Origin of the sequence: Flectobacillus roseus, assembly GCF_030056595.1 — a bacterium.
Classification (GTDB): Bacteria; Bacteroidota; Bacteroidia; order Cytophagales; family Spirosomataceae; genus Flectobacillus; species Flectobacillus roseus.
This window is the reverse complement of the sequence record NZ_JASHIF010000002.1, coordinates 496158-513703: the sequence shown is the minus strand read 5'-3', so window position 1 is coordinate 513703 and position 17546 is coordinate 496158. Positions and strand designations below refer to the sequence as shown.

The window sequence follows — 17546 nt, the reverse complement described above, 5'->3', positions numbered from 1 at the left end:
AAAAAAAATTTTATTTGGCAATAAAGACTTTATGCAAAATCAAATTTGTATTTTTTCAATATTACAAAACTTAATTAAGCCATAGGGGCTTTCTTCAAATATTTTAATATTAAGCAAAAATACTCATATTTGTTTATGTGAAATATCGGTGTTATGTTTGCATACCAAATTACACTTCAACGATAGACCTGTAAGCGTTTTCGAACTACTTACAGGTCATTTTTTTATAGCGATTCTCTTCATTATTATCTAGCGTAAAGCCTTAATACTACCACCACCAAATAACAGAATTCTATTAAAGAATAACTCGTCTTATAAAGGAATTACGGTAGTTGTTTTCACTTCAGACATCACAAAGGAACTACTGATATGTGCCACACTCGCTAAAGCAGAGAGCTTTCGTTGGTAAAAATCGTTGTAGGCTTCCATATCTTTTGCAATTACTTTAATCAGATAATCATAGTTGCCTGATACAATACAGCATTCTATCACCTCTGGGTACTGACGAATTGCCTCCTCAAATTCTACAAATTGGTTCTTCTGTTGTTTATCTAAGGTAATACTACAATATACCATCAGGGGATTCCCTAACTTCTTTCGATTCAGAATAGTTACGTATTTTTCAATGATTTCTTCCTGTTCCAATCGTTTGATTCGGTCGTGAGTCGGCGTCATTGACAAATTGATTTGTCGTGCGATCTCCTTGATGGTTAATTGCGCATTTTCTTGAATTAATTGTAATATTTTTACATCTATAGCGTCTAATTGCATGGCGAAAAAGAAATTTTTATTGGTTGAGATTAGAAAACATATCCCAAAACAGGATTTTTTCCTCTATAAAGACAAATTTATTTTAACTATTTCTTATTTTTCATGGAAGTATAAAATATTTTTCTGTTATCACTAATTTTGTCAAACACTTCATCAACACAAACAACAAACACCTAAGAAGTCGGTTGTAAAATTGTCATTTTATGTGTGGCGAATTGGACTAACGAGATTGAATACAAGGGATAGATAGAAAAAATTTCGAATGAGGGATGACCAGTATTGACTGGTACATAACACAATCATCAACCGACTAACTTAGGCTTAAACCCCAACCAAAACTTATGATCATCGGCGTACCTAAAGAAATCAAAAACAACGAAAACCGTGTAGCACTTACACCTGCTGGTGTTGCTGAGTTTAAGAAAAACGGTCATACTGTATATATTCAGACTTTGGCTGGTGTAGGAAGTGGATTCACTGATGAAGCTTACGAAAAAGCTGGTGCTACTATTCTTCCAACTATCGAGGCAGTTTATGAAATTGCTGAGATGATTGTGAAAGTAAAAGAGCCAATCGCTTCTGAATACAAATTAATCAAAGAAAACCAATTGTTATTTACGTATTTCCACTTTGCTTCGTCGGAAGAATTGACGCATGCCATGATTGAACGTAAAGCAATTTGTTTGGCATACGAAACAGTAGAGAAAGCAGACAGAAGCTTACCATTATTGGTTCCAATGTCTGAAGTTGCTGGTCGTATGGCGATTCAAGAAGGGGCAAAATACTTAGAGAAACCAATGGGTGGACGTGGTATCTTGTTGGGCGGTGTAGCTGGTGTAAAGCCTGCCAACGTATTGGTATTAGGTGGTGGTATCGTGGGTACACAAGCTGCTAAAATGGCAGCAGGTTTGGGCGCAAACGTAACTATCATGGATATTAGTTTGCCAAGATTACGTTATTTGGAAGACGTAATGCCTGCCAACGTTGACACAGTAATGTCGAATGAATACAATGTACGTGAGGCAATCAAGTTAGCTGATTTAATTATCGGCGCTGTATTGATACCAGGAGCGAAAGCACCACATTTGATTACTCGTGACATGTTGAAAGAAATGAAGCCTGGAACAGTGCTAGTTGACGTAGCAGTTGACCAAGGCGGTTGTATCGAAACTTGCACACCAACAACTCACGAAAATCCAACGTTTGTAATTGATGAGATTGTACACTACTGCGTAGCCAATATGCCAGGAGCTGTACCATATACATCAACGTTAGCATTAACAAACGCTACTTTACCGTATGCAATCCAATTGGCAAACAAAGGCTGGGAAAAAGCATGTAAAGAAAATGAAGAATTGAAAAAAGGCTTGAATGTAGTGAATGGCAAGATTGTTTACAAAGGTGTTTCTGAAGCTTGGAAATTGCCTTACTGCCATATTTCAGAAGTTTTGGCTTAATTGATTATATATTAGGTGATTTTTAAAAGGCTATCCAATTGGATAGCCTTTTCTATTTTGCAACCGTTTTAGTGAACCTCTACCACATTCTTCAATCCACTCACCCATATATACTCAAATCCCTCTTGGGTAGCTGGCTTTGCTGATTTCCCATTAACTTTCCAACTGGTGTATTTCCCTTTAGGATATTGTACTTTTATTTTCCAAGCAGCTTGTGTTTGTAGTAAATCGACTTTTATAGAAGATGTTGTTTTGTGATAAGCCATAGTTAGAGTATTATCCCCAATATGTACTTGTTCAATTTTAGCATCGTTCCATGAAGATGGCATTTGAGGTTGCACAACAATCATCTTCTCTCCCGCTTGAGGACGAACACCAAAAAACTGCTTAATAATTGGAGTGGCATAGCTATACAAATTCCAAGCTTGACACATCATACCATAATCTGGCGAAACTTCATATATCGCTCCTGGAAGTACATAACTAAAGGTTTTGGTCATTTTGTTCAAATACCACAAAGCTCCATCTGGATTACCATAATTGTTTTCTCCAATAGCCGCCACACCCGTTGGCAAAGTCATCACCGCACCTGTATAGGTAAAAGATTTTCTTAAAAAAGTGGAAGGAGCCTCCTCAGCATTAGAGCTTTCGTCTCGGTCAATACCTGTGACAAATGCACCAAATGGATTAGTATATTTTCTAGCATTAGTCAACGCCAATTTAGCTTTCTCAGAATCGGCTATCCCCATTTCCATAGGTGTATTGATGACCCAGTTATGATGTAAGACAAATCCTTTTTTGGTTCCTTTTGGCAAAGCCTCAACACTTGACTTTAGTTGCTTTAGGTCAGAAACTGCCCAAGGCTTTTGTAGGGTATCTGCTCGTATAATTGCATCGTCTATTAAGTGTAATGTTTGTTCTCTCGTACCTATAAAGTCGGCAAAAGATTGACTTTCTGGCACCCAAAAATCAGTGTTGATTTGATGTTTGATTTGCGTAGCATTGCGTTCATATTGCAAACCTTGTTCGGTATCTCCTAGGATTTTTGCGATCTGAGCAGCATCAGCAAAGGCTTTTTGGGTATAAACTGCCACATCAATCATCTCGCTATTGAGTCCGTGGATTTCCATCATACCGAAGCCATCAGGAAGCAAGTTTTTATCTTTATCATTTTCCTTTAAAAGCCAATCTAATCCTTTTTTGATAACAGGATAATATTTTTGTAAGAAAGATATATCGCCTGTCCACTGGTAAATCTCCCAAATCATGCTGGCAAATTGTGGGGTTTCATTGACATTGCCAGGATTAAAAACTACTCCATTTGAAGACACCTCGTGTACGATACGCCCATTTCCATTTTCTTTTTCTGAAAGTTTATTCAAAACCTCTACAGCATCGTAGACTAGGTCTTTTTTTCCAGTTGCCACTAAGCCTTTCAAGGTATATTCAGCATCTGTTCCAAACCACCAAGGATAATCGGGCATACCTGCCGACATACCTCGTCCCACAGCTGGGACATCGCGCACCAGCCAATCGGTATTGTATTTCACCCAACGAAATGCTTGCTCTAATTTTTTATCAGGAACAGTCAACGCAGATTGCTTAGCGATAGCCTCATATCTTTTGATTTTTTGTTGCAATAAAACAGAAGCACTTTTCTGCGTTTTTGTAAAAGTACTATTCGCCACAGTTTCCGATTGATAAGAACCTGCAATAACAATAGGCAAAATAAAGGTTGATTTTGGCGCTACTACTATACTGTATACTAAGCTTGCGTTCGTTCCTAAACCTTGAGATTTAAACTGGCATTCTGATGTATTTTGATGATGTGATGTAGGAGAAATATTAGCACCAAACTGCACATACCAAGGATTGTTTTGGTCTTTAATCACCCAAGATTGAGTTTTGTTTTGCCAAGTAGCTTTATCCTCGGCATCAATCATATTAGTTCTTTCACCTAACCACACAGGACGTAAATCGCTATGTCCAGTAAATTCAAACTCTATGGTTTGAGGACTTAAGCCATGATTTTCAAAAGTGTATTCTACTACAACCGCTTCTGTTTTATCTGGAACAAACTGAAATCTTTGAATAGAAAGGTTTGGCAATATATCCTGATAAATATGCTTATTTCCATAAGGGAAATTTACGAAAGAAGTAGCTTGGTCGAGACAGTGAGAAGTACCGTTGGCATGTATTTTAGCCGAAAAGCCATCCATCAATTTGATAGGATGATTCCAAATTCCTCCCATTTCGCCAGTGACGTGCCATCCCAAATCGGGAAATTGCCCATTTTGATGCCCGACCATATAAAGTCGGTCGCCAGCAGTTACATAAGGTGTATTCAGATACGATTTTTTCCCTGAAATACTCTCACTATTTTTGGTTAAATCAAGTAAAGAGGCTTTTTGAGCCTTTGCTTGGATAGAGGCCACAGCCATGCTTCCTAGCAAAAGGGTTTTGAGGATTGATTTCATATTTATTTATAAAAATGGATTTATTCTACATCAAATTTAATGATTTATGGATACTTTCTTATCAGGGTTTATTTTTTAACAAAAATCCGTGACACTCATAGAATGCCACGGATGCAGAATTACGCGGTTTAATAAAATTTTTGAAGAGTTTGGTTTGAAAAACTCGGTTTGAAAAAGAAGCTGTTTAAACTTTCATAAAATTGCTTGCGTAAGCAATGAATTTATACTGTTTGAGCGAAGCGAGTTTATAAATTCTTGATTTTTTTGTTACTTTTTGTATCAAGGCAAAAAGTAAGACGAAGAATTAATCAATAAAATCTGCTTTTGAAAAGTTTAAACAGCTTCAAACTCAGTTTGACAACTCAAGCTTCTTTAAGCCATTTTTTACTTCTGGACAAGACATAAACAAATTCCATAAGAGTCCAGAACGATGGTTTTCTATCATTACAATAATGGGTCCTTGGTCGATGGCTAAAAAGCTATCGGCGTACCAAAACTTATTTAGATTGAAAGCATCTACGAAGCCATATTCTTTCCAGATTTTATCACCCAATTTGTAATAGAAAAACTGTAAAGCCTGCATAGATTCTGTTGGTGTATAAGGAAATGAAGATAGCGCTGCCGTAGGCGAAATCACGCCTAAATCATTATCAGGTGCATGCGCAGAATACCCATTTTCATTGTCGCTGGCAGTGAGTCCCCAGCAACTTTCTCCATAAAAAGCATATTGTTTAGGATTGGCTTTGCAATAGAGATAATTGATTTGCGCATGTGCTTTATTTTGGTCAAAATAATTGGTGTATTGGTCCGTCAATAATTTGGGATTAAGTCCTAAAAATGAATAGTGGGTGAAAAATAAGGGGCCACCCATATTAATTCCCAGCGGAAGCTTTACACCGTAAAAGCTATTCCCATTTTTGAAAGCGCCATTACGAGTCCAGCCATTTTGATATACGTCTTTGGATATCGCATATTTTTCAGAGGAAGCCGCTAAAACATAAGTAATCAAAGCCTCATTCCAACCTGAGATTTTCATATTCATGGCCCAAACATCGGTTGGCGACCAGTGCCAATAAAGCCCATTGGAAGTATTTTGAGTAAACCAATTCCATTCGACCCCATTCCAAAGGTTATTGATTTTTTGACGAAGTGTAATTTCTGCTTGAGTATTGCCATCAAAATATTGTCGAGCAGTCAACAAACCTTGCATCAAAAATGAGGTTTCGACCAGATCTGCCCCATTATCTTTAGCACTAAATGGCACCGTTTTACCTGTAGCACCATTGAGCCAATGTGGAAATGCCCCATGAAACTTCTCAGCTTGATTCGTCAAAAAATCGACTATAGTGGTGAGGCGTTGTAGCCCTTGTTCACGTGTAATAAACCTACGCTCGATTCCAACCACCATCGCCATAATGCCAAAGCCCGAACCACCAGAGGTGACTATATCTCCAGAGGTATTACGTTCACGAGCCAGCCCCGAAACAGGATGTCCAAAATCCCAGAAATAGCGAAAAGTTTGTTGCTGAACTTTAGTCAGCAATTCATCATTGCTAATTCTTGGAAATTTGTCTTTTGTGTCTAATTGAGTGGTCAGATTAACCGTAAATTCTGTACGCAAATTGCCTCCTGCTTTTGATTTCAGGAGATTATTGATTGATAAAGTGTATTTGTTAAGGTAATCCAAATCAAGTGCGGGTTTGATTACAATCGCACTGTCATTTTGAGTTAAAGAAGTTTGTACAGCAAAGGAATTGCCAGCAGTATTTTTTAACAAAATCGCTGATGCTAGCGAACTAGCATCTAGCGCTGTATTGAAAGTAAGGATTATTTCAGGTTTTGTCGTAACATCTTTATAATCAAAGCCATTGAAGTCTCCGTTCACTCTTAAAGTATTGAGACTAAACGAGCTAGGTATGGGCGTTGGCTTTACCTCCTCTGTTGCTTTTTTGGAACAAGCGCAAAGAAGAGAAAGTAACACACAAAATATTTGATAAGGTAAGACTTTCATAAAATTGGGATGTTTTGCATAGGTGAATAAATTCACCTGCTAAATGAAATCTTTGGTCAAAACTATTCATATTGTAAAACTTCAACCCAAGCATCTTTTTTCCTCAAAAATAAAATCAACGACCTACCCGAAGATAGGTCGTTTGAAACATAAGGCTCTAAGCATTAAGCTTTATGCAGTAGGCTAAAATTTCAGAAAAAATTCTCCTTTCTAGCCTATTACTTACGGCTTATACAATTTGAAGCTTCATAATAATTAAATCAATTCGGGATAGATAGATTTAAGTGATAAGCTGAGAATGAAGATTTATCTTTTCAAAAAACTCTTCACTTGCACTCCCAACCCAGCACTTAAAAAATTATTTTCCTCTACCTTCTAGCTTCACCAAGGCATTTACCTCATTTTCGGCTAGGGCTTTGTTATAGATGCGTACTTCGTCGAGTTGACCATTCAAGAAACTAGCCCATGACTGTTTGTCACCACCATTTAAGCTAGGACTTGTTTGGAATTGAACTGTTCCAAACACCATTTTAGCAGCATTTTGAAACTTTATTCCTCCGTAGCCTGCAACTACTTGCGTAGCGATTTTATTACCGTTATAATACACCTTGAACGTTGAAGTGGTAGCATCATATGTAACCGCAATATTTGCCCAAGTATTCCAAAGGTTATTTAAGTCATAGTTGCCCAACCAAGCATCTTTTCCAGCATTGTTTACGTGTACTTTTAACAAACCTTTTGAGTCAGTGGCACCGTTTTCCAAGAAAATAGTAAGATTTCCCCAGAATGATCCAGAATTGGCAATATCCACCAAACCAACAATACCAGCATCATTTTTCTTCATGTTTACCCAAGTAGTTACCGTGAAGCTAGAAAGGTTTTGGATAGCCGAAGGTACATTGCTCACTACATATTTATCGACACCACCCACCATAGCTTGACCTTTTATACCACCTGCAAAGCTAGTGCCTGTGGCATCGCCCGCAGTTTTGGATACAGCATCAATATAGTTGTTATCGAACGACCAATAACCAACCAAATTGCTTGGTGCAATTTCGGTAGTGCTTGTATATCCTCCGATAGAAACAGCTGGCGCATAGGTAGAAGCATCAAACTTCTCGTAGCAAGAACTCAACAACATAGATGAGCCAAGTAAGCCAGCTAATAATGATTTATTTTTAAAAATATTCATAGTTACGAACTCAGATTAAAATGTTAGATATTGGCAAAAACTAGTATCCAGGGTTTTGCTTAAGTACTCCAGCACTTAGGTCAATTTCATTTTGAGGAATTGGGAAAACCTCATGAACACCCGCTTTAAACCCTTTTTTACCTAAAACTTCTGCACCTCTCCCCTGACGAACCACATCAAAGAAACGATCAAACTCCATCGCCATTTCTACACGTCTTTCATGATAAATTGCCTTACGAAGTTGTGCTTGATCGGTTGTAGTTACCTTTGGCAAAATCGCCGAATTACCTTGACGAGCACGAGCACGAACCATTTCCAAGGAAGCCAAAGCATCTGCAGTATTTCCTAGCTCCATATTTGCCTCGGCATTCATCAACAAAATTTCAGCATAGCGCATCACTCTAACATTTTGCTCCGCACCTTCACTATAACCTGACACAAACAACGAGAATGGCACATACGATTTTTGATTGTACATAGGGTTATCTCCAGTAGCAGGAATCGCATCACCTTGTGGAGTCGTTTCTCCACGGAAAATAATTGTTGCATCCAATCTTGGGTCACCAGCTTCAAATTCAGCCACTAGATCCTGTGTTGGCACATTGAAGCCCCAGCCACCTCCTTGCACACCACGAACCCCTTGCACTTGAGAGTATTGAGAGCTAGAAGCAGCCGCATTTCCTAGAATCAATTTACATTGAATTTCGAAGATAGATTCTTTAGAGTTTTCGTTTGGAATACGGAAAACTGAATCATAATTAGGGAGTAAGCCATACCCCATTCCCATTACTTGCTTGGTAAGACTTACAACATCACTCCATTTTTTCTGATACAAAGCCACTTTGGCATTCAGTCCCAATGCTGCTCCTTTTGTCGCACGACCTATATCAGCAGCGCCATAAGTTTGAGGTAAGACCGTTGCAGCATCTTGTAAATCTTTCTCAATAGCAGCCCATACCTGCACTTTTGGAGTACGAGCCAAATTGTATTGAGAGGCATCACTAGCCAAAGACAAACGCAAAGGCACATCACCAAAAGCACGCACTAATCTGAAGTAACAGTAAGCACGTACAAATTTTGCCTCAGCGATATAACGAGCCTTCAAACCTTCGTCCATGCTGATAGCAGGGATGTTTGTTAATACCTGATTAGCATAGTTAATAGACTGATATTGACCTGTCCAAAAATCAGCAATTTGACCTTCGGTAGAGGTATGAGTAAATGTATCAAACTTGTTGAAGAAGGTTGCATCACTCGGGCTACTGCCTTTTTCGGCATCATCTGAAGGTACACTTTCGACCGCAATTGGAGCAAAAGCCGTGTTATTCCATGAGCGAAGGTTTGCATACATGGCATTTACTGCTTTGGTTGCGTCTGCTTCATTTTTCCAGAATTGTTCAGATGGTTGTTGTCCTTGTGGTGGAACTTCCAAAAAGCTATCACTACAGCTTGATAAAGTCAACACTAAGGCAACTGGTAAATATTTCCCCGCTTTGAGGGCTGTTGAAATAATGCTATATTTTTTCATAATTCTTTCTCTTTTCAGTTTCTAAAAATTCTTTTCGCTTAATTGGAATGATTAGAAAGTAACATTTAGACCAAAGTTGTAGGTAGCATACATTGGATACACGTTGGTATCAATACCCGCATTGATTGTTGCGCTTGTACCGCTTGTAGCCGCGCCACTGCTGTTGTAAGCACCTGTAACTTCAGGCGTAAAACCTCTATATTTGAAGAAATTCAGAGCATTTTGTGCGTTAGCAAATACACGCAATTTTTTGATATGTAATTTGTCGGTGATATTGCTAGGAAGCGAGTAGCCCAACTGGATATTACGTACACGGAAGTAAGCACCGCTCTCTACGAAGAAAGAGTTTGGACGATAGTTATCACCACCACCGATATTTACTGAAGGATAGGTATTTGAAGTACCTTCACCATGCCAACGGTTGTTGTAGAAATCTTTAGTAAAGTTTTCGTTACCGTAACGCAAGCCTAGGTTGGCATTATAAATATCTACTCCCGCTACACCTTGGAAATCTAACATCAAATCAAATTGTTTGTAGTTCCAGTTGGTGTTAATACCATAGCTAAATTTAGGGTTTGGATTACCTAGTGGAGCACGGTCAAGGTCTGAAATAACACCGTCTGGCTTGCCATCTGGACCGCTAATATCGCGGTATTTGAAATCGCCTGGTTTAGCATTTTTCTGAGCAGAAGCTGCTACTTCAGCTGTATTTTGGAAAATACCATCTACGATATAACCAAAGAATTGACCAATAGGCTGACCTTCGATGGTACGAGTTGATAAAGCACCACCTGTTGAAGCTGCACCACCTGAATAGATAGGGTTAGCACCTGTTACTACACGCAAAACCTTGTTATCGTTGATACCAATATTACCACCAATTGAGAAAGAAAGGTCTTTTGAAATCGTATTTCTGTAGTTCAACACAAACTCATATCCTCTGTTTTGAATATCAGCTTGGTTACCTGTAATTGTGCTAGAGCCAGTACCAATAGAAGAGGGAATTGGAATATCAAAAATCGCCATTTCAGTTTTTCTATTGTAATAATCAGCTTCGAATGTCAATTTATTTTTCAAGAAAGCCATTTCTACACCAATGTCAGTACCCACACTTCTCTCCCAAAAGGTAGTTGGAGGAACGACCGAGTTAATGCTTGCACCTGTGTAGATTTGGTCGCCAAAGATCGCAGTTAAGTTTGCTGCCTGATTTACACGCAATACTGATACGTTGGCAGGAACAGAAGCGTTTCCTACTTTACCCCAGCTCGCTCTGAATTTCAAGTTGTCAAAGATTTTTTGGTCTTTCATGAAATCTTCTTCAGAAACTACCCAACCCAAACCAACAGATGGGAAATAGCCCCAACGGTTATTACCAGCAAACTTTGAAGAACCATCCGCACGCAATGAAGCATTTACCATATAACGGTTTTTAAAAGCATAGTTCACACGGCCGAAATAAGAAGCAATTGTACTCAAATCGCCGTAATCACTAATCTGACGACCGTCAACATTTCCTAAGGTTAAATACAAATCCCCTTCAGATTTGTTAGGAACATTTTGCGCAGAAGCATTGATGCCATAGGCACGATAGCTCTGTGCCGACTGACCTACCAAAATTCTCACATTGTGATCTTTGTTGAAGGTATTGTCATAGCTCAAAGTATTTTCCAAAATCCAGTTACGGTTTTCCGCTCTACTGACATTCAGCGTGCTTACGGTGGTACGTTGTCTTAAAGTAGCAGCAAAAACTGGCGTGTAGTTACGCACTTCTGTTTGTCTGAACTCCCCACCAATACTTGTATGAAAAGTGAAATGTTTGGCAAAATTCAAATCAGCAAATACATTACCTGTTAGGCGATAGTTGGTTGTTTTTTGGTTGTAAAAATCCAACGTAGCTTGAGGGTTATAGTTAGCACCATCCCCTAAATTGTAATCACTTGGATCGCCATATGTTCCGTCCGCATAATACACTGGTACTACAGGAGCTGCTGAATATAATTGTCTAAATATTGCTGGAGGAGCATCTTTTGAAGTACTCGCCGCACCTGTTACCGAATAACCAACTTTCAAGTTTTTGAATAATTGGTAATCATTTTGTAAGCGAGCAGTATAACGGTCAAAATTATTTCCTTCTACCAAACCTGCTTGGTTCAAATAACCTAATGAGAAATTATACGTTGACTTCTCAGAACCACCAGCTAATGAAATTTGGTGATTGGTTACTGGTGCACTTCGCAACCCAACACGATACCAGTCAGTACCTTTGCTAAATTTAGAAGGGTCAAGCACTTGGCTACCACCGTTGATAATCGACAATTCGTTTACCATTGTCGCAAACTCGTTAGCATTAGCCATTTCTAATTGGTTGCTCACACGTTGAACACCATAAGAAGCATTATAGGTAATAGTTGTTTGCTCAGCTTTTCCTTTTTTAGTAGTAATCAAAATCACACCATTCGCCGCACGGATACCATAGATAGATTGCGAAGAAGCATCTTTCAATACGTTCATCGACTCAATATCGGCTGGGTTCAAGAAAGAAATATCATCAAACCAAACACCATCTACCACGTATAAGGGGTTAGGATTACCATACACCGTACCCAAACCACGAATACGAATTTGTGGTGAAGCACCAGGCGCACCAGAGTTATTAATCTGTACCCCAGCTACTTTACCTTGTAAAGAACTTACGGCATTTACTGATGCTTGCTTTGAAATTTCTTCGCCTTTTACAGAAACAACAGCACCTGTTACATCCATTTTGCGCTGAGTACCATACCCTACAAATACTACCTCAGCCAATTCTTTTGAGGAATTTTGAAGGGTAATATTGATACTACTTCTGCCATTAACGGGCACTTCCTGCGTTTCGTAACCAACAGATGAAAGCACTAAAACTGCATTATCGGGTGTTGTCAAAGAGAAATTACCATTCAAATCGGTATTTGCACCTTTGTTGGTTCCTTTCACACGTACTGCTACTCCTGGGATTGGCTCTCCTTTGGCATCTGTTACCTTACCAGTCACTTTGGTATCTGCCACTGACTGCACATATCTTGGCAATACTTTCGCTTCCGAAAATACTGGCCCTGCGACCATCGTCGCCAAGCAAGCATATCTAAAAAATTGGGTTATTGGTTGTACGTACCCTTTTCTAGATAAAAAAGTAAATGGTTTTTGTTTCATACGTTTTGCTAATTAGAAATGTAAGCACTAAGCATTGAGGTAAGGCAAAAGGTGATTAAGTAATGGTTTGGAGTTTTATCAACACTTACCCTACACTCGTTTATTTAAAAAATGATGGAGAGTCAGAAACCAATCTTCCCTTCCATAGATGATTTATTTTAAGTGGATTGTCAAAGAAATCTCAGTGTTATTTTGCAAAATTGTGGCCTTGTATGTTCCATATTTCGCTTTGAAATGTACCTTTTGCATACCTTTTAGGTTCGATGTGGAAGCTACTAAAACTTGTTTATTACCATTTTTGTCAGTAATAAATACCTCAACGGGTTCTGAACCTTTCACCGCAAAGTCAAGGATAAAGTCATCCGAATCTGGGTGTTTGGTTAGGTTCACATCCTTGATTTCAGGGTCGGGCTGATACATATAGAACCCAGTTGGATATTCAGGTTTATTGATACCCATTTTCTTCAAACCTATTTGTAGTTCTTTAATGTTCTCGCCAAGCTTCCAAAGCAAACCTGAACGATAGTTTTCAATCATCACCACCATTGGTCCTTGGTCTATGGCCAAATACTGATTTGAATACCAGTTTTTGGTAGCATTGAAGGCATCATAAAATCCGTACTTTCCGAAAAGAGTAGCTCCTTTTTTCAAATACATATAACGCATCGCCTGATAGGATTCGAAAGGTGTGTACGGGAAAGATGACACCGCTGCCGTTGGGCTAATTGTCCCATTATCGTTGGTTGGTGAGTGAGCATCATAAAAATTATAATCATCACTTGCGGTCAAACCCCAGTTTTCGGTCGAATAGCCAAACTCCTTCGGTGCTTCTTTCACACAATGTTTATAATTGATGAGTGTTTGAGCTTGATTATGTTGCCAGTAGTTAGTCTTTTCATCTTGCATCAAACGTGGGTCAAGACTTAAGTATGAATAATGAGCGAAAAATAAGGAGCCTCCATACGGAAATCCTACCGTTAGTTTATAACCTAAATAATCCTTACCGTTTTCATAAAAATCACTTTTCTTCCAAGTGTTTTGATATACCTCTGGTTTGATGGCATGTGTTGGCGAACCCAATGCTAACACATAAGTAATCAAACACTCATTATAGCCTCTAATAGGCATATTCATATCCCAATTGTATTGCGGTGACCAGTGCCAGTACAAATGCCCATCGCCTCTTGAAGCATACCAATCCCATTCTACACTTTCCCATAGTTTTGTAATGGTATCTCTTAAATTCTTCTCAGCAGGGTTATTAGCGTCAAAGTATTCACGTGCTACTAATAAACCATTGACTAAATAGGCCGTTTCAACCAAATCTCCTCCGTTGTCTTTTTCTCCAAAAGGCACCATTTTTCCTGTTCGTCCATCCAACCAGTGTGACCATGCACCATGAAATCGCTCTGCTTTCCCTAAGAAGTTTGCCATCTTTTGTAAATGCTTGACAGCCTCTGCTCTCGAAATCCAACCTCTGTGAACTGCAGCTACAATACTTTGTATTCCAAAACCAGTACCTCCCGAAGTAACTATATTAGGTGTGGCAGTCCGCTCTGGAGCCATGCCGGAAATCGGATGTGCATAATCCCAGAAATATTGAAATGTGGCTTTTTGAACCGTCTCTATATACTCATATTTTTCATTGAGCTTTACCAGTTTTGCAGGTGTTTCTATCTTATTTTGTGCCCATCCAGACTGCATCATTCCCAGTGCAAGTCCCAAAGCTAAAGTTGCTTTTTTCATTATTTCAGTCGATTTGGGATAGATTTTTCTAAAATCAAAAACGGTTGTTTTATGGTTTTAGAAATAATACTTCTTAAAAGAATTGTTATTTTTTTTATAAAAACTTTAAATTTGACATGGCAAATGTAGATTTAAAAACAACCTCATTCCTAATTTTGGGGTACATCATTACTACATCAAAACCCTTTTTTTTCACTGTTTAGGCATATTTTAACTACGTCATACACAATTTTAGGATGATTGAAGCGACTTTGGGATTGACAGAATTATTTTACCAGAAAAATATTCGTGTATTTTTCATCTTCTTATTTTTGAGCACCTCTCCCCTGTTTGGTCAGGGTACTGGAACAATCAATTCGATTGGCAGTCCTGAGGTAATAAATTTTAACAAACAGCAATACGGCGCCCATTATCAAAACTGGGATGCAACGCAAGATCCACTGACTGGTTTTATGTATTTTGCGAATTCGAAAGGAATGCTAGAATATGATGGTAGCAACTGGAAAACCTTTGAGTTGCCCCGTAAGCAAATCGTTCGATCGGTGGCTGCAGATGGTACAGGCAGAATTTATGCAGGAGGTATGGGGTGTTTTGGATACTGGGAAGCGAATGATAAAGGAACCCTAACTTTTCACTCTTTGACCCACCTAATCAAAGATCGGGAATTTCCTCGTGAGGAAGTATGGCATATACTACCCTACAAAGACGGCATTTTATTTCAATCTTTTGCTTTCATGTACTTTTACCAAAATGGTAAAGTTACTAAGCTTAAAAACCCCGGAACAATTCTTTTTACCCATGAAGTACATGGGAAGCTTTTTGTAGAAATTATTAATAAAGGACTTTACGAAATCGTCAATTCTACCTTTCAATTATTACCTCAAGGCGAAAAGTTGAGCAAAGAGGCTATTGATGTGATTTTACCATATGGAAAGAACCAATTATTAATTTGTACCAACAATGGTCTTTTTGTCCATGATGGTAAATCCGTAAAACCTCTCAATGCAAAAACCAATGAGTTTTTCCAACAATTTCGACTCAATCGTGCCATCCAACTTCATAATGGACAATATCTTTTTGGTACCTTACTAAATGGTATTGTCTTGACCGACCAGCAAGGCAATATCCTTCGTCATATTAATCAGCGTCAAGGTTTACAAAACAATACCGTGCTGACGCTCTTCGAAGACAAAACACATAATGTGTGGGTCGGACTAGACAAAGGAATCGATTTGTTGATGTTGAGTTCGCCATTGAGATTTTATCGAGACTTAGAAGGCTATCTGGGGACGGTATATGATATTGAATTTCTCAATGGTTGGCTATATGTCGGAACCAATCAAGGATTGTATTGTAAACCGATCAACTCTGCTGAATCATTTAAAATTGTTCCTCGTACCCAAGGGCAAGTATGGGACTTGAGTGTTATCGACAATCAATTATTTTGTGGACATAACAATGGAACCTTCATTGTTGACCAAAACCAAGCAACTCAAGTCTCAGAAATCACAGGAGGATGGACTATCAAAAGACTTCGAAGTAATCCTAATTGGCTAGTTCAAGGAACTTACACAAGACTCTGTTTTTACAAAAAACACGAGAATGGCTCATGGAAATTTGACCATGTTTTAGAAAAGTTTCCCGGCTCATTTACGCAGGTCGAAGAAGACTATATGGGTGATTTATGGATACATGGTCCGTCTACTGGCATCCACCACCTTCATCTTGATAAGAATTTTAAAACTATTCTTTCCAATCAAAAATTTGAAGGTGCTGAGTTTCAAAACAACACTTTAAACCTTCGATTTTTCCAAAATAAAATCCTCATTACCACCTCCGAAGGTTTAAAATCTTACAATTCACAATACAAACAATTTAAGGTTGATGAGCAACTTCAGAAGTGGCTATTTGGCGCTGTCATTCAAAAAATTTTCCCAACCTCCAACGATGAGCTCTATGTATTGCGTAAGGATGGCTCTCTTAGCTATGCCAAAGTAGGTCATACCCCCATAGATATCCCTGTTCCTAATAATCGCTGGGTAGACCTTTATGAAAATGTGGTAAAAATGAACAATGGAGAGGTACTGGTTTGTACCGAAGATGGCTTTGTCGCCTTACCAGACCCACATACCCTTTCGAATGTAAGTAATGAGAGTGCAAAGCCATTTATCCGAAGTGTATCAGTACTTGAAGATAGCACGGCCTATATTTATCGCTTTCCTCCTCAAAATCAGGAAATTACCCTTAATTATGATGAAAACAGTTTGAACATCATTTTCAGTACCACAAGCATAAACCCCAAGATAAAATATAGCTACTGGTTAGAAAATGGAATGAAATCATGGTCTCCATATCAGTTTATTTCCATGAAAGAATTCAGTAATCTTCAATCTGGAACTTATATTTTTCATTTGAAATCTAATCAAGATAATTCGGAAAATACTATCACCATCACGATTTTACCACCTTGGTACTGGAATACATGGAGTAAGGGACTATATCTGACCATTTTTATCGTCATTAATTTACTTTTTTATAGATACCAAGATCGAAAATTCCGACTAAAACAGTTAAAAGAACGTAGAAAACTCGAACGCAGAATCAGAAGGCAGGCTGAGTTGAACGAACAAGAAATTATTCGTTTACGAAATGAACAATTAGAGCAAGATGTAATTAGAAAATCGGAGGAGCTTGCCAACTCTACGATGACGTTGATTAAGAAAAATGAACTGCTTTTGGATATTAAGCAAGAGGTAGACAATCTCAAAAAAGAATCTGGTCGAAATGTTGGCAATCAAGCCTATCGACAGATTATGAATTTGATTGATAGTAATATCTCATCAGAACAAGACTGGCAGGTTTTTGAATCAAATTTCAATAAAGTACACGAAGAGTTTTTGAAAAAACTGATTGAGCTTTATCCCAATCTCACACCAAGCGATTTGAAATTGGCGGCCTATCTACGCATGAATCTGTCAAGTAAGGAAATTGCACAGCTCTTTAACATTACGCACCGAAGTGTCGAACTAAAGCGTTATCGTTTGCGTAAAAAAATGGAATTGGATACCGAAGTAAACCTTGGTGAATTTATGATGAAAATATAAACACGAATCCTCAAAAACACGTAGAGCCGTTGCATGCAACAGCTCTAAACAAAATTCGTATTGAAATACCT

At 38.4% G+C, this 17546-nt stretch carries 9 protein-coding genes; 2 read left to right on the top strand and 7 right to left on the bottom strand.

The features are described 5' to 3' along the window. Positions 1-312: 312 nt before the first annotated feature. Positions 313-771: an Lrp/AsnC family transcriptional regulator gene (locus QM524_RS02345; protein ID WP_283343304.1), complete on the bottom strand. Its 459-nt coding sequence runs from the start codon at positions 769-771 to the stop codon at positions 313-315. A gap of 341 nt (positions 772-1112) precedes the next feature. Here QM524_RS02345 and ald point away from each other — a divergent pair, with 341 nt between their 5' ends. Beyond that, on the top strand, positions 1113-2228 hold the full coding sequence (gene ald, locus QM524_RS02340) for an alanine dehydrogenase (RefSeq protein ID WP_095164405.1): 1116 nt from the start codon (positions 1113-1115) through the stop codon (positions 2226-2228). 68 nt (positions 2229-2296) lie between these two features. On the opposite strand, the gene QM524_RS02335 is transcribed toward ald, so the two are convergent. The 6 genes from QM524_RS02335 to QM524_RS02310 all read right to left on the bottom strand — a co-directional run bounded on the left by QM524_RS02335 (position 2297) and on the right by QM524_RS02310 (position 14371). Beyond that, on the bottom strand, positions 2297-4705 hold the full coding sequence (locus tag QM524_RS02335) for an alpha-L-rhamnosidase-related protein (RefSeq protein WP_283343303.1): 2409 nt from the start codon (positions 4703-4705) through the stop codon (positions 2297-2299). A gap of 349 nt (positions 4706-5054) precedes the next feature. Next, positions 5055-6716, bottom strand: coding sequence for a glucoamylase family protein (locus QM524_RS02330; protein ID WP_283343302.1), 1662 nt, complete (start codon positions 6714-6716; stop codon positions 5055-5057). A gap of 358 nt (positions 6717-7074) precedes the next feature. Beyond that, positions 7075-7908, bottom strand: a complete 834-nt coding sequence (locus QM524_RS02325; protein ID WP_095164415.1) for a LamG domain-containing protein — start codon at positions 7906-7908, stop codon at positions 7075-7077. A 40-nt stretch (positions 7909-7948) separates the two neighbouring features. After that, a complete protein-coding gene (locus tag QM524_RS02320) occupies positions 7949-9436 on the bottom strand; it encodes a RagB/SusD family nutrient uptake outer membrane protein (RefSeq protein ID WP_283343301.1) in 1488 nt (495 codons plus the stop codon). A 51-nt stretch (positions 9437-9487) separates the two neighbouring features. After that, positions 9488-12625, bottom strand: a complete 3138-nt coding sequence (locus tag QM524_RS02315; protein ID WP_283343300.1) for a SusC/RagA family TonB-linked outer membrane protein — start codon at positions 12623-12625, stop codon at positions 9488-9490. Between the two features lie 153 nt (positions 12626-12778). Next, positions 12779-14371 carry a glucoamylase family protein gene (locus tag QM524_RS02310; RefSeq protein WP_283343299.1) on the bottom strand — a complete coding sequence of 531 codons (1593 nt, stop codon included), beginning with the start codon at positions 14369-14371 and terminating at the stop codon, positions 12779-12781. 236 nt (positions 14372-14607) lie between these two features. On the opposite strand from QM524_RS02310, the gene QM524_RS02305 reads away from it, so the two are divergent. Further along, positions 14608-17475 (top strand): ligand-binding sensor domain-containing protein, encoded by a 2868-nt coding sequence (locus tag QM524_RS02305; protein WP_283343298.1) that lies wholly within the window; start codon positions 14608-14610, stop codon positions 17473-17475. Positions 17476-17546 lie beyond the last annotated feature (71 nt).

What these genes read in the sequence shown, in the direction of transcription:
- QM524_RS02345 (WP_283343304.1), bottom strand. Translation starts at nt 771, where the DNA reads ATGCAATTAGACGCTATAGATGTAAAAATATTACAATTAATTCAAGAA.
- ald (WP_095164405.1), top strand. Translation starts at nt 1,113, where the DNA reads ATGATCATCGGCGTACCTAAAGAAATCAAAAACAACGAAAACCGTGTA.
- QM524_RS02335 (WP_283343303.1), bottom strand. Translation starts at nt 4,705, where the DNA reads ATGAAATCAATCCTCAAAACCCTTTTGCTAGGAAGCATGGCTGTGGCC.
- QM524_RS02330 (WP_283343302.1), bottom strand. Translation starts at nt 6,716, where the DNA reads ATGAAAGTCTTACCTTATCAAATATTTTGTGTGTTACTTTCTCTTCTT.
- QM524_RS02325 (WP_095164415.1), bottom strand. Translation starts at nt 7,908, where the DNA reads ATGAATATTTTTAAAAATAAATCATTATTAGCTGGCTTACTTGGCTCA.
- QM524_RS02320 (WP_283343301.1), bottom strand. Translation starts at nt 9,436, where the DNA reads ATGAAAAAATATAGCATTATTTCAACAGCCCTCAAAGCGGGGAAATAT.
- QM524_RS02315 (WP_283343300.1), bottom strand. Translation starts at nt 12,625, where the DNA reads ATGAAACAAAAACCATTTACTTTTTTATCTAGAAAAGGGTACGTACAA.
- QM524_RS02310 (WP_283343299.1), bottom strand. Translation starts at nt 14,371, where the DNA reads ATGAAAAAAGCAACTTTAGCTTTGGGACTTGCACTGGGAATGATGCAG.
- QM524_RS02305 (WP_283343298.1), top strand. Translation starts at nt 14,608, where the DNA reads ATGATTGAAGCGACTTTGGGATTGACAGAATTATTTTACCAGAAAAAT.